The following is a 20,660-nucleotide window of genomic DNA, read 5'->3' as shown; positions in this document are numbered from 1 at the left end:
CGTTCATATAGTGGCAAAGGTTACGGATTTCAGCCACGTTTAGCTTTCTGAATATCGCTTAAACGTTGTTTTTCTTCGTGTGCCATCACCCGCCAGGCGATAAAACCCACTAAACCGACCACAAACAGGATCAATGAAGCCAGCGCATTGATTTCCGGGTTAACGCCGCGTCGCACGGTGGCGAAGATCGCCATCGGCAATGTGGTGGCACCCGGCCCGGTCACAAAGCTGGCGATCACCAGATCGTCGAGTGACAGGGTAAACGCCAGCAGCCAGCCGGTCACAATAGCCGGTGCAATCATGGGCACGGTAATCACAAAAAAGACCTTCAGCGGCGTTGCGCCTAAATCCATCGCCGCCTCTTCGATGGAGCGGTCCAGCTCACGCAGACGCGAGTTGATCACCACGGCCACATAGGCGGTACAGAAGGTGACGTGGGCCAGCCAGATGGTCAGCATGCCGCGTTCACTCGGCCAGCCAAAGGCGTTACCCATTGCCACGAACAGCAGCAGCAGCGACAGACCGGTGATGACGTCGGGCATCACCAGCGGCGCGGTCAGCATAAAGGCAAAACCGTTGTGGCCGCGGAAGCGACCAAAGCGCACGATAATCACCGCCGCCAGCGTGCCCAGTACCACCGCCATGGTGGCGGAGAGACCGGCAATGCTCAGACTCAGCAGAACGGCGTCAATCATCGCGCTGTCCTGGAAGAGCACCCTGTACCAGTGGAACGAGAAGCTCTCCCACACCGTCACCAGCGGTGAGCTGTTGAAGGAGTAAACCACCAGCAACAGCATCGGCGCATAGAGGAACATGAAGCAGCAGACCAGAATACCGGTACGCCAGGGTGAGCGAATGGTTGGCAAATTATTCATGCCTTCTCTCCCATTTCACGGTTTTGATGCTTGTGGAACCAGATGATCGGCAGAATCAGGATCAGCAGAATGATAACCGCCAGCGCGGAGGCCACCGGCCAGTCGCGGTTGTTAAAGAACTCCTGCCACAGGATACGGCCAATCATGATGCTGTCCGGGCCACCCAGCAGTTCAGGGATCACGTACTCCCCCACCGCCGGAATAAACACCAGCATCGATCCGGCGATAATGCCCCCTTTTGTCAGCGGGACAATCACGCTGAAAAAGGTCTTCAGCGGACGCGCACCCAGATCCAGTGAGGCTTCCACCAGCGAGTAATCAATGCGGGTCAGCGCGGTGTAGATTGGCAGCACCATAAACGGCAGATAGCAGTAGACGATACCGATATAGACCGCTGTATTGGTGTAGAGGATCACCAGCGGATGATCGATCACCCCCAGCCACAGCAGGAACCGGTTCAGGATACCGTTGTTGTTAAGCAGCCCCATCCAGGCGTAGACGCGCACCAGAAATGAGGTCCACGACGGCAGGATCACCAGCAGCAGCAGAATGGTGCGCATGGATGGCTTGCTGTGCGCCACGGCCCAGGCGAGCGGGTAGCCAATCAGCAGACAGATCACCGTGGAGATCGCCGCCACTTTCAGCGACTGCAGATAGGCATCGACGTAGAGCGGATCGTCGGTCAGCGTCAGGTAGTTGCCGAAATTGAGCACAATGCTGAACTGGTCATCAGCCCAGCTCACCAGCTCGGTGTAGGGGGGAATCGCACGCGCAATGTCCGCGAAGCTGATCTTCAGCACCGTCAGAAACGGCAGCAGAAACAACAGCACCAGCCAGACATAAGGCAAGGCGATCACCAGCTTGCGGCCATGCTGCATTTTTATCCGCGTGGCCCAGCGTTGCAGCGGCGTGCCGACCAGTCGGGCAGGCGCTTTGGCGCGTTGGAAAATCTGGCTCATAGCCGCTCCTTAAACCGTCAACACCACGCAGCTGTCGCATTCCCAGCAGAGGCGGACTTCATCACCCCAGGTCGGCAACCCTTTGCGGTAGCGATGCGCGTTTTGCAACTGTGCGCTGATCATCTGTCCGCTGTGCAGACGGACATGGAAGATAGAGAGGTCGCCGAGATAGGCGATGTGGACCACTTCACCCACCGCAAAGTTACAGCCATCGGCAGGCACCTCATCGCACAACATCACTTTTTCCGGGCGCAGTGCGACATGGACCGGAACGTTATCCACCACCGAGACATCGGAGTCGACTTTCAGCGGATGCATCAGGCCGGGACTGTCGATCACCAGGCCATCCGCCTGACGTTCACGCAGTAAGCCTTCGAAGACGTTAACCGAACCGATAAATTCCGCGCTGTAGCGGCTGGTAGGATGCTCGTAGATCTCCTCCGGTTCACCAATCTGTACGAACTTGCCGCGATTCATAATCGCGATACGGCCCGCCATGGTCATCGCCTCTTCCTGATCGTGCGTCACCATCACGCAGGTAGCGCCAACACGCTCCAGAATATCGACCACTTCCAGCTGCATTCTGTCGCGCAGTTTCTTGTCCAGTGCCCCCATCGGCTCATCCAGCAGCAGTAGTTTTGGCCGTTTCGCCAGGCTGCGGGCCAGCGCCACACGCTGACGCTGACCACCGGAGAGCTGGTGCGGTTTGCGTTTAGCAAACTCCTGCATATGCACCAGCGCCAGCATCTCAGCTACCCGGCTGGTGATCTCCCCTTTCGGCAGCCGATCCTGTTTCAGACCAAAGGCGATATTCTGCTCCACCGTCATGTGGGGAAACAGCGCGTAGGACTGGAACATCATGTTGATCGGGCGCTGATAGGGAGCAACGTGGGACAGATCCTGGCCATCCAGCACAATCTGCCCGCTGGTTGGCGGCTCAAAACCGGCCAGCATGCGCAGCAGCGTTGATTTACCACAGCCCGATGCGCCCAGCAGGGCAAAGATCTCACCTTTATAAATTGTCAGGCTGACATCATCCACGGCGTGTTGCCCGTCAAAGGATTTGGTCAGATTGCGAATTTCCAGCAGTGGCGTTAACGCCTTTGCGGTTTTATTTTGAGGACGGGGAATGGCATCGTTCACAAAGGTTCTCTCCGGAGCCAGGCGGAACATGGCGACAAAATTTGCCGCTAAAAATGGCACAACAGAGGCCGACACCGCGCCTCTGTTGCTGATACATGACAGGTCAATCCGTTAAGGACGAATTACTTACCACTTTTTACTTTAGTCCATGCGCGCGTACGCACACGATCCAGTTTAGGATCCTGGACTTTCAGCACAAACAATTTCGACATCGCTTCTGGCGTCGGGAAGATACCCGGGTTGTTGCGGACGTCGGCATTGATCAGCGGCAGCGACGCTTTGTTGCCGTTGGCGTAGTTCATTTTGTTGGAGACATCGGCAATCACTTTCGGATCCATGATGTAGTTCAGCCAGGCGTAAGCACCATCGAGGTTTTTTGCATCTTTCGGGATCGCCATCATATCGAAGAAGGCCAGTGCGCCCTCTTTCGGTACGCTGTAGCCCAGATGCACGCCATTTTTCGCCGCATCAGCACGGTTTTTCGCCTGCAGAATATCGCCCGACCAGCCAATGGCGACGCAGATATTACCGTTGGCCAGATCGTTGATGTACTGCGACGAATGGAAGTAGCGGATATTCGGACGCAGTTTCAGCAGCAGGTCAGTGGCCGCGCCCGAATACTCTTTAGCATCAGAGGTGTTAGGATCTTTGCCCAGGTAGTTGAGCACCGTGGCGAAAATCTCTTCTGGCGCATCCAGGAAGGAGACGCCGCAGCTTTTCAGCTTCTCCAGGTTTTCCGGCTTCAGCACCAGATCCCAGCTGTTGACCGGCGCATCGGCGCCCAGGGCGGCCTTGACCTTGTCGACGTTGTAGCCGATACCGGTGGTGCCCCACAGATAAGGAATGGCATATTTGTTACCCGGATCGTGCTGCGCCACTTTTTCCATCAGCGCCGGATCGAGGTTTTTGTAGTTAGGCAGTTTGCTCTTATCCAGCGGCTGGAATACCCCTGACTGCAGCTGACGCGCCAGGAAGCTGGAGGATGGCACCACCACATCATAGCCGGTGCTGCCCGCCATCAGTTTGCCTTCCAGGACTTCGTTGGAGTCAAACACATCGTAGACCACTTTGATGCCGGACTGCTTTTCAAAGTTCGGCACGGTATCTGGCGAAATATAATCGGACCAGTTGTAGACGTGCAGCGTTTTATCTTCCGCCATGCTGCTGGCCGATGCGGCCATCAGCGCAGCAGCTACCACAGCTGACAGCCATTTCTGACGTGAGTTGAACATATTTTTCCATCCTCCTGAGCGGGTCATTACAACGCTGCAAACCAGAGATCCCTGCATTGCGTTCTGTACAAGACGTCAGTGACACAATGAATCATTATTCAGCGGGAGTTTAATAGCAAAAACCTATAGCTGAGGCGCAGTTACGCGCCTGTTACAGCCCCGCAAGCATAGCCCCCCCGGTCAGGCTTCACCAGACCCCAGCGTAAAAAACGCCTGAAAGCGATATTTTATGCATGTTTGAGCTATGAGGTTCGGCTTTGATGGCATAAACCACGACTAATATCTGGCGTTAAAGGGCAAAATGCAGAATAAAAAATTATCGCGGCAGCGGATGGCGGGCATAAAAAAGCCGTCTCAGGGACGGCTTAGTGTGTGACCATGTCGGGCTTAGTGCAGCACAGAATGAACGCTGGTCACCGGAACGTGCTCTTCTTCTTCGCCCACGATCAACAGATTGTTGGCAAAGGCTTCCAGGATCACCATGGAGATCTGCTCTTCACTCTGTTTCATAAAGTGCGAGAACTGACCAAAGGTTAACCCGGCGGTGGTAATCATTGACTGACAGACAATGAGTTTCGGCAGATTATCATCCTGAATGTCGATAAATGCTTTCACCGTCAGCGAACTGGCATTGATCTGCGACAAATCGCCAACCAGTGGAATCAGCGCCGTCGGCTTCACTTCAGCCAGCGCCGAAAACAGAATGACGTTGTCGACCAGATCGATTTTGGCGTCAAACACCCCATCGAAGTTTTGCATGTGCGGCAGATGAAGTGCCTGACAGGCATCGCATTCGAACCAGGTGATATTTTGCTGATCCAGCCAGCGACGCAGCAGGTCGATATCCGGAACGACAAGAGAATCCATCGTAAAATCCCAGTGGGGTGATAAACAGGCGACTTAGCTTACGGAAAAATGCGCGACGATGCCATGAAAACCGCTGAAAAGCGCGTGTCAGCCAGCGGTTTTAGGACGGAGCCCGGGGATGGCCTGCTGCTCAATCCGTTCGATCATCAGGACGGCGATGTTAAGGTCACTGCTGGTTTCAATGCCTTCAAGACCGGGCGAGGCGTTAACTTCCATCACCAGCGGGCCGCGATGGGCGCGCAGAATATCGACGCCCGCCACTTCCAGCCCGAGCGTAGCCGCCGCTTTCACGGCGATCTGGCGCTCCTGTTGCGTAATGACGACGGGATAAGCTTTGCCGCCGCGATGCAGATTAGAGCGAAAGTCGCCCTCTTTCGCCACCCGCTCAATCGCTGCCACCACCTGATTGCCAATCACCAGACAGCGAACATCACGACCCTGCGCTTCTTTAATAAACTCCTGCACCAGAATATGGGCATTCAGGCCGCGAAAGGCATCGATGACGCTCTCTGCCGCCTGTCGCGTTTCCGCCAGCACCACGCCAATGCCCTGAGTACCTTCCACCAGCTTGACCACCAGCGGCGCACCGCCGACAAGGGCGATCAGATCAGCGGTGTCATCGGGTGAGGAGGCAAAGCCGGTGACCGGCATGTCGATGCCTTCCCGTGCCAGCAGCTGCAGCGAGCGCAATTTGTCACGGGTGCGGGTAATGGCGGCGGACTCATTCAGCGGATAACTGCCGCACATCTCAAACTGTCGCAGCACGGCCGTGCCATAAAAAGTGATAGGGTTGCCGATGCGCGGGATAACCGCATCAAAATGGCCCAGCGGTTCACCACAGTAGTGAACCGCCGGTGAGGCGGGATTAATATTCATATAGCAGGAGAGCGGATCGAGGATCCGGACCTGGTGGCCGCGCGCGGCGGCCTCCTCACGCAGTCGCCGACTGGAGTAGAGCGTCTCATCACGTGACAGGATAGCTATCTTCATCGCTGCTCTCCCTTACTGGCTTAACGCGTGGCCCAGCCCTGCTGATGCAGATAATCGAGCATAAACGGACGCGTCTCTTTAATGATCAGGCGCTGGATCAGCTCACTCCAGGTTTCGCTACGCTGGTTGCTGCCGCGCTGCTGATAATAGAGCTCTGTGCGGCTATCGTATTCGGCCAGTACCGCCGGATCCAGCGGCTGATAGCGGTTCTCATGCACCAGCATCGCGTGCGGCATACGCGGTTTGACGTCCGGCTTTGACTCCGGATGGCCCAGGCAAAAACCAAACAACGGCAGAACAAATTTCGGCAGGCCCAGCAGTTCGGTTACTTCCACGATACTGTTACGGATTCCGCCGATAAAGACGCCGCCCAGATCCAGCGATTCCGCTGCGACCATGGCATTCTGACCCATCAGCGCGGTATCGACGCAGCCCAGCAGCAACTGCTCGGCACGACCCAGCTGCGCATCTGGGCAAATCTGCAGGTGGCGATTAAAGTCAGCGCAGAAGATCCAGAACTCAGGCGCATCCGCGACCCAGGTCTGTCCCCCCGTCAGCGTCACCAGCTTGTCGCGCAGGGCTTTGTCGGTGATACGGATAATGGAAGAACACTGTAAAAAACTGGATGTGGACGCCGATTGCGCCGCAGTAATAATCGCTTCACGCTGTGCTTCGCTGACCGGCTGGTCAGTAAAGGCGCGGATTGAACGATGGCTGCACAGTAAATCAATGGTCGGTGTCATAAAGTCTCCAGCAATATTATCTTTTTTTGTCAGTTTGATTAAACAGCTGTGGTGCTATCGCTTTCGCGGTGCGCCACATTAACAGCCAGGCAGCAGGCAGCATCAGAACCACGCCAGCAATAAACAGCACAGTGGCCAGCGTTTTTACATCCGCCTTGTCTGGCAGCGGAAGCCAGTGGTTGATCAGCAGCAGCGCGGCCACGATTAACAGGCCGCCAGCCGCCTCCAGCACCACCACAAACCGGGGTAATCTGGCTACACTCTGCATGATATCCTCCTGCCTTAGCGGCTGACTGAGCGTCAATTATGGTCAACAACCCAAAAATTGCGCGAGATACATGGGCTGCCGGCGCGAAAAAGCCTCTGATTCAGAGGCATCCTGACCGGGCAGCGATAGCGTGCGGGCATCAGACTAACAGGCAAATCCTGCTTTCCTTAAGCGATACGAGCGGGCATCATGGTTGCCATTCTCTGTTTCATTGTGTGATACACATCACATAATAGTCGCTGCAAGGAGTTCTCAATGATTGCTGTTATTTTTGGTCGTCCGGGCTGTCCCTACTGTGTGCGCGCCCATGAACTGGCCGACAAACTAACCGCTGAACGTGATGATTTTAGCTACCAGTATGTCGATATTAACGCAGAAGGCATTACTAAAGCCGACCTGGAAGCGAGCGCCGGTAAACCGGTTAGCACCGTGCCACAGATTTTCGTCGACGAAAAACATATCGGTGGCTACACCGAGTTTGCGGCCTGGACCAAAGAGAATCTGGGATTTGCCGCGTAAGCGCTGATACCCGGAATGAAAAAGGCGAGCCAGGTTTTCCTGTCTCGCCTTTTTTGCGCTCTGCCGGTCATCCATCGCCCAACACTGTTTAATTGAGTGAGGCCATCACTATCTGCATCAACCGTACCAGCAAAGCCCCGCAGCCTGCCCAGAACAGCGCGCTGAGGCTCCATGCGACCACAAAAAGTGCATTGCTGTGGATAAACAGGCTGCTGTTTAACAGCAGTGCTGCCAGTAACGTTCCCCATAGCCCCATCAGCAGGGTGCTTTTTAGCGGGCTCTCCACCTGCACCAATGCCATCACAATACCGGGCAACATAAAGAGCAGTAATTCGGGCTGACCACGAAGCGGGCCGGGACCGACCTGCCAGAAATGACAGGTAAAGACAAACACCAGACTATACAACACCACGCCGCACAGGCGGGTAGTCCAGAGATAAGAACGCTGCGGCATACCACCCCACTGATTAAAAGTAACCCCGACAATAACCTGCTGATAACCCTGATGCGTTCAGATGGAAATAAAAAGAAACAGTTCGCTGTGGCAACGAATGAAAACAGCCAATGGCTGTGAAAGATATTTGTGATTAGAATAGCGCCGCGGTAAAGGTTCCATTTGCAGTACTGATGCAACAGCACCTCAACGGCCTGCTCACGATAGCGAAAAACAGGCTACTCTTCAATAGGTTACATGTAAACAAGAAGTTAAACAGTGAATATTAACGTCGCAGGATTGTTAAGCGGAAATGACATTTTGTTATTGTTTGTCGTTTTAGCGCTCGGCCTCTGTCTGGGTAAGTTGCGTCTGGGCTCGGTTCAGCTGGGAAATTCGATTGGCGTATTAGTGGTTTCGCTCTTATTAGGCCAGCAGCACTTTACGATCAATACCGATGCATTGAGTCTGGGCTTTATGCTGTTTATTTTTTGTGTCGGCGTCGAAGCCGGTCCCAACTTTTTTTCCATTTTCTTTCGCGACGGCAAAAACTATTTCATGCTCGCCATCGTCATGGTGGTCAGCGCACTGTTGCTGGCGCTGGGATTGGGCAAACTCTTTGGCTGGGATATCGGTCTCACCGCCGGCATGCTGGCCGGGTCGATGACCTCAACGCCGGTGCTGGTCGGGGCGGGCGATACCCTGCGGCAAAGCATCAGCGATCCGAAACAGCTTGGACTGATGCAGGATCAGCTGAGCCTCGGTTATGCCGTGACCTATCTGATAGGCCTGGTCAGTCTGATTTTCGGCGCACGTTATCTGCCCCGTCTGCAACATCAGGATCTGCCCACCTGCGCTCAGCAGATCGCCCGGGAACGCGGTCTGGATGCGGACAGCCAGCGCAAAGTTTTCCTGCCGGTGATCCGCGCCTATCGCGTCGGTCCGGAACTGGTGGCATGGAGCGGCGGCAAAAACCTGCGCGAACTGGGTATCTATCGTCAGACCGGTTGCTACATTGAGCGCATCCGCCGCAACGGTATTCTCGCCAGTCCCGATGGCGATGCGGTGTTACAGCTCGGTGATGATATCTCGCTGGTGGGCTATCCCGATGCTCACGCCCGGCTCGACCCCAGCTTCCGCAACGGCAAAGAGGTCTTTGACCGCGACCTGCTGGATATGCGCATCGTCACTGAAGAGATCGTGGTGAAAAACCACAATGCGGTAAACAAACGCCTCAGCAAGTTAAACCTCACCGATCACGGCTGCTTCCTGAACCGGGTGATACGCAGTCAGATTGAGATGCCGATCGATGACAGTATCATGCTGAACAAAGGTGATGTGCTGCAGGTCAGCGGCGAGGCACGACGAGTGAAAAGCGTTGCGGATCGCATTGGCTTTATCGCGATTCACAGTCAGATGACCGATCTTTTAGCCTTCTGCGCCTTCTTTATCGTGGGTCTGATGATTGGTCTGATCACCTTCCAGTTCAGCAATTTCAGTTTTGGTATTGGTAACGCCGCGGGCCTGCTGTTCGCCGGTATCATGCTCGGCTTCCTGCGCGCCAACCATCCAACCTTTGGTTATATTCCGCAGGGCGCGCTCACTATGGTGAAAGAGTTCGGTCTGATGGTGTTTATGGCGGGAGTGGGATTGAGTGCCGGTAGCGGCATTAATCACGGCCTGAGCAGCGATGGTGCGCTGATGCTGCTGTGCGGCCTGCTGGTCAGCCTGATTCCGGTGATCATCTGCTATCTGTTTGGTGCTTATGTGTTGCGGATGAACCGCGCCCTGCTGTTTGGCGCCATCATGGGCGCACGTACCTGCGCACCGGCCATGGAGATCATCAGTGATACGGCACGCAGCAATATTCCGGCGCTGGGCTATGCCGGGACCTATGCCATCGCCAACGTGTTGCTGACGCTGGCTGGAACGCTGATTGTGATTATCTGGCCGATATTGCCCTTATAAAATTTTTTTGCCTGCGTCCAGAACTTTATTGTTAAGGGATAGTCATAATAAGTGCCACTGCTTTTCTTTGAAATCCCCAAATTGTGGAGCCCGCTGGTCTTTTTCCCGGCGGGTTTTTTTATGCCTTTTTTCGTCCCTCCCCGTCATTCCCCGCCTGATTCGCAACTTCAAGTGTCATAAAACTTAAACCGTTACACAACTCAACGGCAGATTAAGAGCCTTTCTATAGACGAACAAAACGGTAAAAAGCAGGATAGACCGCTGTTTAGTTAGCAATTTGTGCTGGCTGATTGGGTGAGCGAGCTGTCGCTGACCGTTTTTTTTGCCGCTGTTATCGGGCCGGGCTGGCGGGATGCTGCCAGCTGCCGTTAACCGGACTGTCTGCTGAGGAATTTATCCCGAAATGGAAGAGCTGAACCATTCACTGTTTACTGCCATTAATGCCACACCGGCTTCACCCGCCTGGTTACTGCAGCTGGCGACGTTTTTTGCCAAAGATCTGATCGCCATTGTGCCGCTGTTAATCGTGGCGATGTGGCTCTGGGGACCGCGCGATCAGGTGTCTTCGCAGCGGGTACTAGTACTGAAAACCGGTATGGCGCTGATCTATGCGCTGGCGATCTCCTGGTCTGTGGGCCAGCTGTTGCCGCATCCCCGCCCTTTCGCTATCGGTTTTGGTTATCAGTTCCTGCATCACGCCGCCGATGACTCCTATCCCAGCGATCACGGCACCACGATATTCACCTTTGCACTGGCCTTTATCTTCTGGCATCGCCTCTGGTCAGGTGTGGTTCTGATGGTGGCCGGTTGCGCTATTGCCTGGTCGCGGGTCTACCTTGGCGTTCACTGGCCAATGGATATGCTGGGCGGGTTCCTGGTGGGGCTGCTGAGCTGTCTGGCTTCGCATCTGGCGTGGCAGTTCTATGGCGAGCGGATGCTGGCGGTAATCAATCCACTCTATCGGTCGCTATTTGCCGTGCCGATTCGCAAAGGCTGGACGCAGGATTAAGAAAGGGACGCGTTAGCGTCCCCAGCACTGTGGCAAACCCGGATTTACCGCAGCGAATAAGCTTAAAGCGCAGGGAACAGGGTCAGAGGAGGAAAGCGTCCCGCGCCAGGGACGGCGCGGGCCGAGCGTGTCATGGATGACGGATTTTGCGTCTTTCCGATCTGACCCTGTTCCCTGTGCAGGCTCGGGCTCAACGCAGTACGAGCCTGCGTCCCTGCTTACTTATGAAAACCACTTCCCGAACCAGCCATTGAATTTCATCATCACGAAATCAATCATCCGGCTGAAGAACCCGCCTTCCGGCACATCCTGCATCACCACCAGCGGCCGCTGCTCAATGGTTTTCCCGTCCAGCTGGAAATCGATGGTGCCGACCACCTGATTCTTCTTCAGCGGAGCTTCCAGCTGCGGCGTAGTGAGTCTGAAACTCGCCTTCAGATTCTTCATCTGCCCTTTAGGGATGGTCAGCGCAGCATCTTTCGCCACGCCCAGATTGACCTGGCTGCGATCACCGAACCAGACCCGCTGCTGCGCAAACGGTGCATCCGCTTTAATCGGCGTGACCGTTTCAAAGAAACGGAAGCCCCATGTCAGCAGCTTTTCACTTTCGCGGAAACGAATCGCATCGCTGGCGGTGCCCAGCACCACCGAGATCAGACGCATATCCCCTTCGGTTGCTGAAGCGACCAGATTATTCCCCGCGCCTGAGGTGTGGCCGGTTTTGACGCCATCAACCTTGAGATTGGTGCTCCACAACAGGCGGTTGCGGTTGATCTGGCGAATATTATTGAAGGTGAACTCTTTCTCTTTATTCAGCGCGTACTCTTCGGGCACATCGCGGATCAGCGCCTGAGCAATCAGCGCCATGTCACGCGCGGTACTGTACTGCCCTTCTGCATCCAGACCATGCACCGTCATAAAGTGGGTATTCTGCAGTCCCAGCGCCTTCACGTAGTTGTTCATCAGGCCGATAAACGAATCCTGACTGCCCGCCACATAATCCGCCAGCGCAATACAGGCGTCATTGCCGGACTGGATCACGATTCCCTTATTCAGCTCATGCACCGGAATACGATCGCCCGGCTTGAGGAACATCAGCGACGAGCCGCGCAGCTTAGGATTGCCGGTGGCCCAGGCATCCTGTCCGACGGTAACCAGGTCATCCGGCTTGATTTTGCCCGCTTTAATCGCCTGACCCACAACATAGCTGGTCATCATTTTAGTCAGACTGGCGGGGTCGAGGCGCTGATCGGCACTGGATTCGGTTAACACCTTACCGCTGGCGTAGTCGATCAGAATCCACGCTTTAGCATCAATGCCTGGCGCGGCGGGAGCCTGCTCAGCAAAAACGCTGACGGGGGCAAGAATCAGTAATGAAGTGGCAGCAAGGTGCCGCAGGCGAGATGTGAAGCGAGTGTTTGTCATGGGCTTGGCCGGATTGTCCTTGTTAAATCGAAATTCCAGGGGCAGAAAATTCTCACTCAAACGCTAACCCTTGACGGCAGCGAAAAAAACCGTCGAATCGTAAAGTTTTTTAGAGTTTAGTAGAGTAACCCTGGCATAAGTGCCGCGCGCGTGCCGCTTTTCCCCGATTCTGTCGCTATCAAAACTGCGTGAAATTCCGATTTTTCGCAGAAGAGTTAAGCCCGTCACAAATATCAGTTAACCTGAACGCCAGTCAGCCGAGGAGACCGACCATGGACTTAGCCCTTTTTGATCTGGATGAAACACTCATTTGTGAAGACAGCACCAGCCTGTGGCTGCGCTGGCTGGTATCACAGGGATTCGCTCCCAGTGAACTGATTGATCAGGAACAGGCATTAATGAGCCAGTACTATGCCGGTACGCTGTCGATTGAAGAGTATATGAATAAAACACTCTCCCCCCTGGCGGGCATGGCCACGCTTACCGTTGAAGGCTGGGTGCGGCGCTTCATTCACCGCGACATCATGCCACGCGTTTATCCTGCAGCCCGCGAGCGGATTGAGTGGCACCGGGCGCGTGGCGACAAGGTCATGATCATCTCCGCCAGCGGCGAGCATCTGGTGGTGCCGATTGCAGAGAAGCTGGGTGCCTGCGGCGCGCTGGCGATTGGCGTTGAAATCGTGGACGAGCGCTACAGCGGCAACACTTACGGCACCATGACCTATAAAGAGGGCAAAGTCACGCGACTGGGTGACTGGAAAGCGCTGCAGCAGGACGAGGCCTTTGACCGCACCTGGGCCTACAGCGATTCGATGAACGACCTGCCGCTGCTGGAACAGGCCGATCATGCCCATGTCATCAACCCTGACGAACAGTTACACAAGGAAGCGTTAAACCGCGGCTGGCAGGTTTATCACTGGGCGCGCTGACTCCGAGCTTATTCCATAAGGCGTAACTGTTGCTGGCAGCCTGGACACGGACAGCGCGGAACAATCCGTAGTACACGTAGTCCGTGAGGATTACTCGCTGCGCTCGCCCCTTCAGGGCCGCCCTGACGGGCGTTCAGGTTGCTAAAGCAGCCTGTGTGAGCACTGCCCAGGCCCAGACTGACACATAAAATAGCCTGGGGACAGGCTCTTAGCCGCGGGACGCACCAGCGTCCTGCGCTAATCCCACTTTCAGCAGCTTGCCATTGGCCTCATCGGTCAGCACATAGAGCCAGCCATCCGGCCCCTGCCGCACATCGCGAATGCGCGCCTTCTGATCGTCCAGCAGACGCTGCTCTTCCACCACTTTCTCGCCGTTGATACTCAGACGAATCAGGTTTTTCTCTTTCAGAGCGCCGATAAACAGCGAGTTTTTCCACTGCGGAAAACGGGCGCTATTGTAGAACGCCATGCCGCTGATGGCCGGAGAATCCTTCCAGTGATAAAGCGGCGGTTCGGTACCCGCAACCTGTGTGCCTTGTGACTCCGGCACTTTGTCACCGCTATAGTCGATGCCGTAGGTTGCCAGCGGCCAGCCGTAATTCTTGCCCCGCTCCATGATATTCACTTCATCGCCGCCGCGCGGGCCATGTTCATTTTCCCATATTTTGCCGGTCCAGGGGTTAAGCGCCAGCCCCTGCGGATTACGCAAACCATAGGCCCAGATCTCTGGCCGTGCGTCGCGCTGTTTCGCAAACGGGTTATCGTCCGGCACGCTGCCATCGGCGTTGAGCCGTAACAGTTTGCCCTGCAGCTTATCGAGATCCTGCGCAGCGCTGCTGGCAAAGTTATCGCCGAAGGCGATCCAGAGATAGCCCTGGGTATCAAACGCCAGCCGGGTACCGATGTTGTTGCCGCTGGAGAGCATCGGCGTCTGCCGAATCACCTCGCGGAAATCGCTGAGTTGCCGGTTATCCTTGCTCAGCGTGCCCACGCCTACCACCGCGCCCGCTTTGCCACTGCTGTTCGCTTCGGTATAGCTAAGCCAGACGCGACGACTGGTGGCAAAATCGGGTGCCAGCACCACGTCCAGCAGGCCACTCTGCCGTTCTGCCCAGACCTTTGGCACGCCCTGGATCGGCTGCGACAGGCCGCTCTCCGGGCTCCAGCTGCGCAGTTGTCCGCTACGTTCGGTAATCAGCAGCGTTTTGTTGTCGGGCAGGAAGGCGACGGACCATGGATGTTGTAACTTATCCTGTAATACCTCGACCTTTACGTCGGCGGCAAACAGGGGGGCGGTACAGAACAGGGAGCCACTTAGCAACAAGGCAGTTGAGAAACGGGCCATAACGATCTCCTGACGGGATAGAATGCCCTTAAGCGTAGTCAGCCCCTCTGCAATGATGTTGAGGATTTACAAAAGATTAATCAGGGCGACAGCGCTCTGCTGTCGCCCGTCAGAGTCAGGGCGCGTTAAAACTTACCGTGTCACGCACCATCGTATCGATACCAGGCTTCAGCTCGTCAAAGGTGATCGGCGTATTGCTGTTACTGACCGTTTTGCCAAAGGCTTTGCGAACCACCCGGATCATCGGTTTGCCCGTCACCGCATCGCTGGCTTCTATCTCCAGAAACAGTTCGCTGTTCTGAGTACGATGCCCTGACGCCGCCATGGTGCTGGCAACGACCGCGGCAACCGGTACCACTTCATAAAACTGCACGCCCTGATTTTCTGCTGACACGGCGGTAATGGCGGCCCTTACCTTCAGGGTATGCGGCGTAGCCTGATTCACCAGCGGCAGGCGGGTGGCTATCGCGCCTTTTAGCTGGATCTCGGTGTAACTGAGCACCTGATCCAGCGTTTGCTGAGTGACACGTGGCGTGGGGTGCGCCGCCGGGTAGTAGATCAGCGATGTATAAAGCACATCTTTATAATGGCTGCTTTGATAGTCGGGTGATATCCAGCGCAGAGTCGGTTCACCACTGGCTGACGAAGCCGGTTGCAACTGACTGTAATCGCTTAAAAAACCTGAATATTGCTGCTTATCAGCAACATGAGAAGTACAACCACTGAGCAGCATGGCAGAGACCGCCAGAAGAGCAGCAACGGAAGTTTTACGCATCATCAACTCGCTTGTATCAGGAAGGTTTAAGCAAGCATAGATAAGCCAGAAGGGAAATGCAGAATAACAGAGGCGATTTAACGCTGTTATGCAGAATAAATAGCAGGAAAACCCGCTGCAGAGCACAGCGGGCGAAAAAGATTACTCAAAGCAGGTATCAGGATTCTCAGACAGGGTGATGAACTGTTTGCCACCCTGGGTCAGCGCCATAATGGTGCCGCTTTCGATATCGTAAACCCAGCCGTGCAGACGCAGCTTACCGTTACGCAGCGCGACGGAGACGGAAGGATGGGTTTTCATGTTGTTCAGCTGGGCGATGACGTTCTCTTTGACCATCTCGTTCAGCTTCTTCTCTGGCGAGTCATACTCACGCTGCTCAACCACCGCTTTTGCCGCATCGGCATAGCGCAGCCAGTGCTCAACCGCAGGCATGGTATCCATGCAGGCGCAGGAGGCGATGGCGTTCATGGCACCACAGTTAGAGTGACCACAGATGATGATGTCGGAGACGCCCAGCGCGACCACCGCATATTCGATAGTGGCGGAGACACCGCCTGGCTCCGGGCCGAATGAGGGAACGATGTTGCCCGCATTGCGGATAACGAACAGCTCTCCTGGCTCCTGCTGCGTCACCAGTTCAGGCACCAGACGGCTATCTGAACAGGAGATGAACAGCGCTTTCGGATTTTGATTTGATGCCAGGCTTTTGAAAAGATCCTTCCTTTCAGGAAACACATTCTGCTGGAAATTCAGAAATCCGTTGATGATCTCTTTCATTATTTAGCTCTCACATTATCCATTTCATTACCTGAGGGGCATAGCCCCCTCAGTGGGGTTTGCCCGTTTATTATTAATGAAAACAAGTGAATATCAACCCGCCTTTTACCGGATGCTCTAAACAGCGGCCACTGTCAGCGTTTCGCTTGTTCATCAGTCAGAGGCTCCGCAGCCAATTTCTTTTTATAGCACGGGAAGTTATTGGAAAAAGCACGGTTTGAACCGCCCGTTTTTTTGCCTGTGTTGTGGATCGGCTTTTACGCGTTTTTTCACTACTTTACGCCCCCGGCTCGCCAGCAGAAAAGGTTTCTCTTCTGCTGCTGTCTGACCTTATCTGGCAAGCGTGGCGGGCTATGGTGTTTTGGGGCGTGGCGAAACGGCTGCGCATCTGGCAGCACGGGCGCTGCAGCAGAACCTTTGCAGGCAAGGAATGAGGGATAAGATTGAGCAGGACGGGTTCATTAAAAAAACCCCGGCAGCAGGGGGTAGCGGCTGCCGGGAGAGCAGGATTAACGCTTAGCCATACTGCTGCTGATGCGCTTTTTTACGTCGCAGATAGTCTTCATCTGCACGAAGTTTGTCCCAGTAGCCTTTGAAAACAGCCGCCGCCGCGGCTTTTTCCTCGTTGATGCCGCGCGGCAGCTCCTTGCCATCTGCGTCATATTTACGTCCGCCCTTATGGTTGCTGTAACGGCGCGCACGGGTATACCCCATCTGAATAAATTTACGCGCCATATCCATGCCGACAAAATCATCTTTGCGCCGATACTCCTCAAACAGCGCCATGATTTTCTCAGCCGACTCTTCAGCAATGGGAACGGTACGAAAACGCCAGTGTGGCAGTATTTCGCCTTTATAAGGCTCGACCATCAGCACACCCTGCTCACCACGCCCGACCTGATAAAGCTCGGGGTGCTGGCGGAAGTCGATAGTGCTGAAGTCCTGATCATAATCGAAAGATTTCATCTCTTTAGTTTAGGATCAAGTGCGTCGCGCAGCCCGTCTCCGAGTAAATTAAATGCCAGAACGGTGAGGAAGATGGCCAGGCTGGGGAAAATTGCCACGTGAGGCGCGATAACCATGTCGGCCCGCGCCTCATTCAGCATTGCACCCCACTCCGGCGTAGGCGGTTGTGCGCCCAGCCCCAGAAATGACAGGCTGGCCGCGGTAATGATTGAGGTACCGACCCGCATAGTGAAATAGACCACAATCGGCGATACCGTGCCGGGCAGGATATGCCGCATCAGGATAGTCCAGTCAGAAGCGCCGATGCTGCGTGCCGACTCAATATAGGTCTGATGCTTCAGCACCAGCGTATTGCCGCGAACCAGCCGGGCAAAAGCCGGGATACTGAAGATAGCGACCGCCACAATCACATTACTCATGCCGCTGCCCATAATCGCCACCACCGCAATCGCCAGCAGAATGCCGGGAAAGGCAAACAGCACATCGCAGATACGCATGGTGATGCGGTCCCACCAGCCTTCGTAATAGCCGGCTAACAGACCAAAGAATGTGCCGATCAGCGCGCCGATCACCACCGAAAAGAAGCCCGCAATCAGGGAAATCCGCGTGCCGACCAGCACCCGACTGAAAATGTCACGCCCCAGCGAATCGACGCCAAACAGATGCATCAGCGAGGGGCCGTCATTGAGCCGGTCATAATCGAAGTAGTTCTCTGCGTCGAACGGCGCAATCCATGGGGCGATAACCGCCAGCACAATCAGTACCAGCACAAACAGCCCGGCCAGCAGCGCCACCGGCTGCCCTCTGAAACGCCGCCAGAATTCACGCCACGGCGTTCGCACCCGATTCTCCGCAATCAGCGGCATCGTTTTCAGTGCCGCTTCGCGTCGCCAGTTTTTCATCGCGACTCCTTAAAGCGAATAGCGGGATTAATCACCGCATAGAGCATGTCGACAAACAGGTTGATCAGAATAAACTCCAGTGAAAACAGCAAAACTTCCGCCTGAATAACCGGGTAGTCGCGCATCGCCACGGAATCGACCAGCAGTCGCCCCAGGCCCGGCCAGTTAAACACCACCTCGACCACGATCGATCCGCCCAGCAGGAAACCAAACTGCAGCCCCATCATCGTCACCACCGGGATCATGGCGTTGCGCAGGCCATGCTTGACCACCACCAGCGACTCGCGCACCCCTTTGGCCCGGGCGGTCCGCATATAATCTTCCTGCATCACCTCCACGAACGAGGCACGGGTAAAGCGCGCCATCACCGCCGCCACCGCCGCACCCAGGGTGATGGAGGGCAGAATGTAATGTTTCCAGCTCTCTGCACCGACGGTTGGCAGCCATCCCAGTTCAACTGAGAAGACCTGCATCAGCAGCATGCCCAGCGCAAAGGCGGGAAACGAAATGCCCGACACCGCCAGCGTCATCCCCAGTCGATCGGGCCAGCGATTGCGCCAGACAGCAGAAACGATGCCGATTGCCATGCCAAAAATCACGGCCCAGATCATGCTGACCAGCGTCAGCCACAGGGTCGGCATAAAGCGTGAGGCGATCTCCTCCGCGACCGGCCGCTTCGAGACCATCGACTGGCCGAAATCGCCCTGCAGCGCATTCAGCATAAAGTGCCAGAACTGCTGCGGCAGCGGCAGGTCGAGTCCCAGCTCCTGACGCACCAGCGCCACCACCGAGGCATCGGCTTCCGGCCCGGCGATCAGACGCGCCGGGTCGCCCGGCAGCAGGTGAACAAACAGGAACACCAGCACCGCCACAATCAGCAGCGTGGGGATCAGCCCAAAGAGTCGTTTGAGAAAATAGTTAAACATGCAACATCCTGCAGCTGCGGCCAGCCTCGCGGGCTGGCCTGCTCCGTTACTTCAGAGTTGCCTCATCGAAATTGAATGAGGTATCGGGCATCACATAAAAACCGCTGAGGTTTTTGCTGTTGGCAGAAACCAGCTGCTCAACCACCAGTGGGATCCATGGGTGATCCTGCCAGATGGTATCCTGCGCATCTTTGTAGAGACGCGCTTTCTCGGCACGATCGGTGGTTTTCAGCGCATCAGCCAGATCTTTATCGACCTTAGGATTGCTGTAAAACGCGGTATTGAAGATCGCCGGTGGCCAGGCCGTAGTAGCAAACAGTGGCGTCAGTGCCCAGTCCGCTTCGCCGGTTGAGGCGGACCAGCCGGTGTAGAACATGCGCACGCCGCTCTCTTTCTGGCCCTTGCCTTCTACTTCAGCGGCACGCTGACCCGCATCCATCGCCGTAACTTTAACTTTCACGCCAACCTGCGCCAGCTGCTGCTGGGTGAACTGCAACACTTTCTGCGCGGTGCTGTGGTTGTGTGACGACCAGAGCGTGGTTTCAAACCCGTTCGGGTAACCCGCCTCTTTCAGCAGGGCTTTCGCTTTGGCCGGATCGTAGCTGATGGCCGGATAGCTCTGAGCGAAGTCGATGGTGGGCGGCACGATGCCGGTAGCAGGCGTGGCGTAACCGGAGAACGCTACTTTCGCCAGCGCCTGACGGTTGATGGCATATTCCAGCGCTTCACGCACCTTCGGATTGTCGAACGGCTTCTGAGTGACATTAAGGCTGATGTAACGCTGCATAATCGATGGCGTGGTTACCACAGCAAGCTTGCTGTTCTTCTCCAGCAGTTTTGCCTGCTCATAGGGCACCGGGAAAGCAAAGTTCGCTTCGCCGGTCTGCAGCATCGCCGCGCGGGTGTTGTTATCCACCACCGGTCGCCAGGTAATGCTGTCCAGCTTCGGATAGCCCGGCTTCCAGTAGCCTTCCCACTTCTTCACCTTGACAAAATCGGTCTGGTTCCAGGTTTCAAACACAAACGGGCCGGTTCCTACCGGATGGAAACCGATCTCTTTGCCATATTTTTTCAGCGCGGTGGGTGAAATCATCGCCGCCGCCGGATGAGCCAGGATGTTGATAAAGGCGGAGAACGGCTCTTTCAGCGTTACTTTTACCGTAGTTGGATCCACCACTTCGGTGCTGGCGATATGTTTAAACAGGTTGTAGCGCTTGAGATGGTTATCCGGATTGCTGGCACGATCGAGGTTGACCTTTACCGCTTCCGCATTGAAGTCAGTGCCATCCTGGAATTTAACTCCGGAACGCAGTTTGATGGTGTAGGTCAGGCCGTCGGCGCTGGCCTGATAGCTCTCAGCCAGCACGTTAGTGAGCTTCATCTCTTTATCAAAGCCAAACAGGCCCTGATAGAAGGATTTCGCGACAGCCTGCGACAGCGTGTCGTTGGCGTCATAGGGATCGAGAGTGGTGAAGTTGGACGCGACGGCAATCACCGCATCCTGTGCTGCCCAGGCGGGCAATGCCATTGCGCTGCTTAACACGCCAGCCGCCAGTAACCCTTTACGCATCGTAATCTGCATCTTGTTCTCCTGTAATCCCTGTCGGGT

21 protein-coding genes are annotated in these 20,660 nt (G+C 55.5%); 4 read left to right on the top strand and 17 right to left on the bottom strand.

Annotated elements, in window-relative coordinates:
* Positions 1-29: 29 nt before the first annotated feature.
* The 8 genes from potI to NR201_RS04900 form a co-directional block, all read right to left on the bottom strand.
* The gene (potI, locus tag NR201_RS04935; protein ID WP_124889818.1) at positions 30-875 is read right to left on the bottom strand and encodes a putrescine ABC transporter permease PotI; all 846 of its coding nucleotides are present in this window, start codon (positions 873-875) and stop codon (positions 30-32) included.
* Positions 872-1,834: a putrescine ABC transporter permease PotH gene (potH, locus tag NR201_RS04930; RefSeq protein WP_010254421.1), complete on the bottom strand. Its 963-nt coding sequence runs from the start codon at positions 1,832-1,834 to the stop codon at positions 872-874. The genes potI and potH overlap by 4 nt, the downstream gene beginning before the upstream one ends.
* Before the next feature lie 9 nt (positions 1,835-1,843).
* The gene (gene potG / locus NR201_RS04925; protein WP_010254420.1) at positions 1,844-2,977 is read right to left on the bottom strand and encodes a putrescine ABC transporter ATP-binding subunit PotG; all 1,134 of its coding nucleotides are present in this window, start codon (positions 2,975-2,977) and stop codon (positions 1,844-1,846) included.
* 122 nt (positions 2,978-3,099) lie between these two features.
* A complete protein-coding gene (gene potF / locus NR201_RS04920; protein WP_010254418.1) occupies positions 3,100-4,209 on the bottom strand; it encodes a spermidine/putrescine ABC transporter substrate-binding protein PotF in 1,110 nt (369 codons plus the stop codon).
* Positions 4,210-4,596: 387 nt separating this feature from the next.
* Positions 4,597-5,076, bottom strand: a complete 480-nt coding sequence (locus NR201_RS04915; protein WP_022625960.1) for a YbjN domain-containing protein — start codon at positions 5,074-5,076, stop codon at positions 4,597-4,599.
* Positions 5,077-5,163: 87 nt separating this feature from the next.
* Positions 5,164-6,066, bottom strand: a complete 903-nt coding sequence (gene rimK, locus NR201_RS04910) for a 30S ribosomal protein S6--L-glutamate ligase (protein WP_256849430.1) — start codon at positions 6,064-6,066, stop codon at positions 5,164-5,166.
* Positions 6,067-6,086: 20 nt separating this feature from the next.
* Positions 6,087-6,809, bottom strand: a complete 723-nt coding sequence (nfsA, locus tag NR201_RS04905) for an oxygen-insensitive NADPH nitroreductase (RefSeq protein WP_050679485.1) — start codon at positions 6,807-6,809, stop codon at positions 6,087-6,089.
* A gap of 16 nt (positions 6,810-6,825) precedes the next feature.
* Positions 6,826-7,077 (bottom strand): DUF1418 family protein, encoded by a 252-nt coding sequence (locus tag NR201_RS04900; protein WP_010254414.1) that lies wholly within the window; start codon positions 7,075-7,077, stop codon positions 6,826-6,828.
* Between the two features lie 255 nt (positions 7,078-7,332).
* Between NR201_RS04900 and NR201_RS04895 the strand changes: the two genes are divergently transcribed.
* Entirely contained in the window at positions 7,333-7,596 is a 264-nt protein-coding gene (locus NR201_RS04895; protein ID WP_010254413.1) for a GrxA family glutaredoxin, read from the top strand.
* 88 nt (positions 7,597-7,684) lie between these two features.
* Here NR201_RS04895 and ybjM read toward each other — a convergent pair whose 3' ends face one another.
* Positions 7,685-8,050 carry an inner membrane protein YbjM gene (gene ybjM, locus NR201_RS04890; RefSeq protein WP_010254412.1) on the bottom strand — a complete coding sequence of 122 codons (366 nt, stop codon included), beginning with the start codon at positions 8,048-8,050 and terminating at the stop codon, positions 7,685-7,687.
* A gap of 258 nt (positions 8,051-8,308) precedes the next feature.
* Here ybjM and NR201_RS04885 point away from each other — a divergent pair, with 258 nt between their 5' ends.
* Both NR201_RS04885 and ybjG read left to right on the top strand, forming a co-directional pair.
* Positions 8,309-9,997, top strand: coding sequence for an aspartate:alanine antiporter (locus tag NR201_RS04885; protein WP_010254410.1), 1,689 nt, complete (start codon positions 8,309-8,311; stop codon positions 9,995-9,997).
* A 403-nt stretch (positions 9,998-10,400) separates the two neighbouring features.
* On the top strand, positions 10,401-11,006 hold the full coding sequence (ybjG, locus tag NR201_RS04880) for an undecaprenyl-diphosphate phosphatase (protein ID WP_010254408.1): 606 nt from the start codon (positions 10,401-10,403) through the stop codon (positions 11,004-11,006).
* A gap of 222 nt (positions 11,007-11,228) precedes the next feature.
* Here the strand turns inward: ybjG and NR201_RS04875 are convergent, their stop codons facing one another.
* Positions 11,229-12,431: a serine hydrolase gene (locus NR201_RS04875; protein WP_010254406.1), complete on the bottom strand. Its 1,203-nt coding sequence runs from the start codon at positions 12,429-12,431 to the stop codon at positions 11,229-11,231.
* A 272-nt stretch (positions 12,432-12,703) separates the two neighbouring features.
* Between NR201_RS04875 and NR201_RS04870 the strand changes: the two genes are divergently transcribed.
* Positions 12,704-13,360: an HAD family phosphatase gene (locus tag NR201_RS04870; protein WP_022625965.1), complete on the top strand. Its 657-nt coding sequence runs from the start codon at positions 12,704-12,706 to the stop codon at positions 13,358-13,360.
* A gap of 208 nt (positions 13,361-13,568) precedes the next feature.
* Here the strand turns inward: NR201_RS04870 and NR201_RS04865 are convergent, their stop codons facing one another.
* The 7 genes from NR201_RS04865 to gsiB form a co-directional block, all read right to left on the bottom strand.
* Complete coding sequence (locus tag NR201_RS04865; protein ID WP_060679842.1) at positions 13,569-14,705, bottom strand: PQQ-dependent sugar dehydrogenase; 1,137 nt, start codon at positions 14,703-14,705, stop codon at positions 13,569-13,571.
* Positions 14,706-14,820: 115 nt separating this feature from the next.
* A complete protein-coding gene (locus NR201_RS04860; protein WP_179257093.1) occupies positions 14,821-15,480 on the bottom strand; it encodes a DUF3313 domain-containing protein in 660 nt (219 codons plus the stop codon).
* Between the two features lie 141 nt (positions 15,481-15,621).
* Entirely contained in the window at positions 15,622-16,257 is a 636-nt protein-coding gene (locus NR201_RS04855; RefSeq protein ID WP_010254395.1) for a carbonic anhydrase, read from the bottom strand.
* Between the two features lie 516 nt (positions 16,258-16,773).
* Positions 16,774-17,223 (bottom strand): DUF4385 domain-containing protein, encoded by a 450-nt coding sequence (locus tag NR201_RS04850; RefSeq protein ID WP_256849429.1) that lies wholly within the window; start codon positions 17,221-17,223, stop codon positions 16,774-16,776.
* Positions 17,220-18,125 carry a glutathione ABC transporter permease GsiD gene (gene gsiD / locus NR201_RS04845; RefSeq protein ID WP_010254377.1) on the bottom strand — a complete coding sequence of 302 codons (906 nt, stop codon included), beginning with the start codon at positions 18,123-18,125 and terminating at the stop codon, positions 17,220-17,222. The genes NR201_RS04850 and gsiD overlap by 4 nt, the downstream gene beginning before the upstream one ends.
* Complete coding sequence (gsiC, locus tag NR201_RS04840; RefSeq protein ID WP_010254376.1) at positions 18,122-19,051, bottom strand: glutathione ABC transporter permease GsiC; 930 nt, start codon at positions 19,049-19,051, stop codon at positions 18,122-18,124. Before gsiC ends, gsiD begins: the two co-directional genes overlap by 4 nt.
* A gap of 46 nt (positions 19,052-19,097) precedes the next feature.
* Positions 19,098-20,633, bottom strand: a complete 1,536-nt coding sequence (gene gsiB / locus NR201_RS04835) for a glutathione ABC transporter substrate-binding protein GsiB (RefSeq protein ID WP_256849428.1) — start codon at positions 20,631-20,633, stop codon at positions 19,098-19,100.
* Between the last annotated feature and the right edge of the window lie 27 nt (positions 20,634-20,660).

Source organism: Pantoea sp. Fr-CA_6 (assembly GCF_024520895.1).
Taxonomy (GTDB): domain Bacteria; phylum Pseudomonadota; class Gammaproteobacteria; order Enterobacterales; family Enterobacteriaceae; genus Pantoea; species Pantoea agglomerans.
Note: the sequence above shows the minus strand (reverse complement) of the source record. Positions and strands in the feature narration are given on the sequence as shown.

What these genes read in the sequence shown, in the direction of transcription:
- potI (WP_124889818.1), bottom strand. Translation starts at nt 875, where the DNA reads ATGAATAATTTGCCAACCATTCGCTCACCCTGGCGTACCGGTATTCTG.
- potH (WP_010254421.1), bottom strand. Translation starts at nt 1,834, where the DNA reads ATGAGCCAGATTTTCCAACGCGCCAAAGCGCCTGCCCGACTGGTCGGC.
- potF (WP_010254418.1), bottom strand. Translation starts at nt 4,209, where the DNA reads ATGTTCAACTCACGTCAGAAATGGCTGTCAGCTGTGGTAGCTGCTGCG.
- NR201_RS04915 (WP_022625960.1), bottom strand. Translation starts at nt 5,076, where the DNA reads ATGGATTCTCTTGTCGTTCCGGATATCGACCTGCTGCGTCGCTGGCTG.
- rimK (WP_256849430.1), bottom strand. Translation starts at nt 6,066, where the DNA reads ATGAAGATAGCTATCCTGTCACGTGATGAGACGCTCTACTCCAGTCGG.
- nfsA (WP_050679485.1), bottom strand. Translation starts at nt 6,809, where the DNA reads ATGACACCGACCATTGATTTACTGTGCAGCCATCGTTCAATCCGCGCC.
- NR201_RS04900 (WP_010254414.1), bottom strand. Translation starts at nt 7,077, where the DNA reads ATGCAGAGTGTAGCCAGATTACCCCGGTTTGTGGTGGTGCTGGAGGCG.
- NR201_RS04895 (WP_010254413.1), top strand. Translation starts at nt 7,333, where the DNA reads ATGATTGCTGTTATTTTTGGTCGTCCGGGCTGTCCCTACTGTGTGCGC.
- ybjM (WP_010254412.1), bottom strand. Translation starts at nt 8,050, where the DNA reads ATGCCGCAGCGTTCTTATCTCTGGACTACCCGCCTGTGCGGCGTGGTG.
- ybjG (WP_010254408.1), top strand. Translation starts at nt 10,401, where the DNA reads ATGGAAGAGCTGAACCATTCACTGTTTACTGCCATTAATGCCACACCG.
- NR201_RS04875 (WP_010254406.1), bottom strand. Translation starts at nt 12,431, where the DNA reads ATGACAAACACTCGCTTCACATCTCGCCTGCGGCACCTTGCTGCCACT.
- NR201_RS04870 (WP_022625965.1), top strand. Translation starts at nt 12,704, where the DNA reads ATGGACTTAGCCCTTTTTGATCTGGATGAAACACTCATTTGTGAAGAC.
- NR201_RS04865 (WP_060679842.1), bottom strand. Translation starts at nt 14,705, where the DNA reads ATGGCCCGTTTCTCAACTGCCTTGTTGCTAAGTGGCTCCCTGTTCTGT.
- NR201_RS04860 (WP_179257093.1), bottom strand. Translation starts at nt 15,480, where the DNA reads ATGCGTAAAACTTCCGTTGCTGCTCTTCTGGCGGTCTCTGCCATGCTG.
- NR201_RS04855 (WP_010254395.1), bottom strand. Translation starts at nt 16,257, where the DNA reads ATGAAAGAGATCATCAACGGATTTCTGAATTTCCAGCAGAATGTGTTT.
- NR201_RS04850 (WP_256849429.1), bottom strand. Translation starts at nt 17,223, where the DNA reads ATGAAATCTTTCGATTATGATCAGGACTTCAGCACTATCGACTTCCGC.
- gsiD (WP_010254377.1), bottom strand. Translation starts at nt 18,125, where the DNA reads ATGAAAAACTGGCGACGCGAAGCGGCACTGAAAACGATGCCGCTGATT.
- gsiC (WP_010254376.1), bottom strand. Translation starts at nt 19,051, where the DNA reads ATGTTTAACTATTTTCTCAAACGACTCTTTGGGCTGATCCCCACGCTG.
- gsiB (WP_256849428.1), bottom strand. Translation starts at nt 20,633, where the DNA reads ATGCAGATTACGATGCGTAAAGGGTTACTGGCGGCTGGCGTGTTAAGC.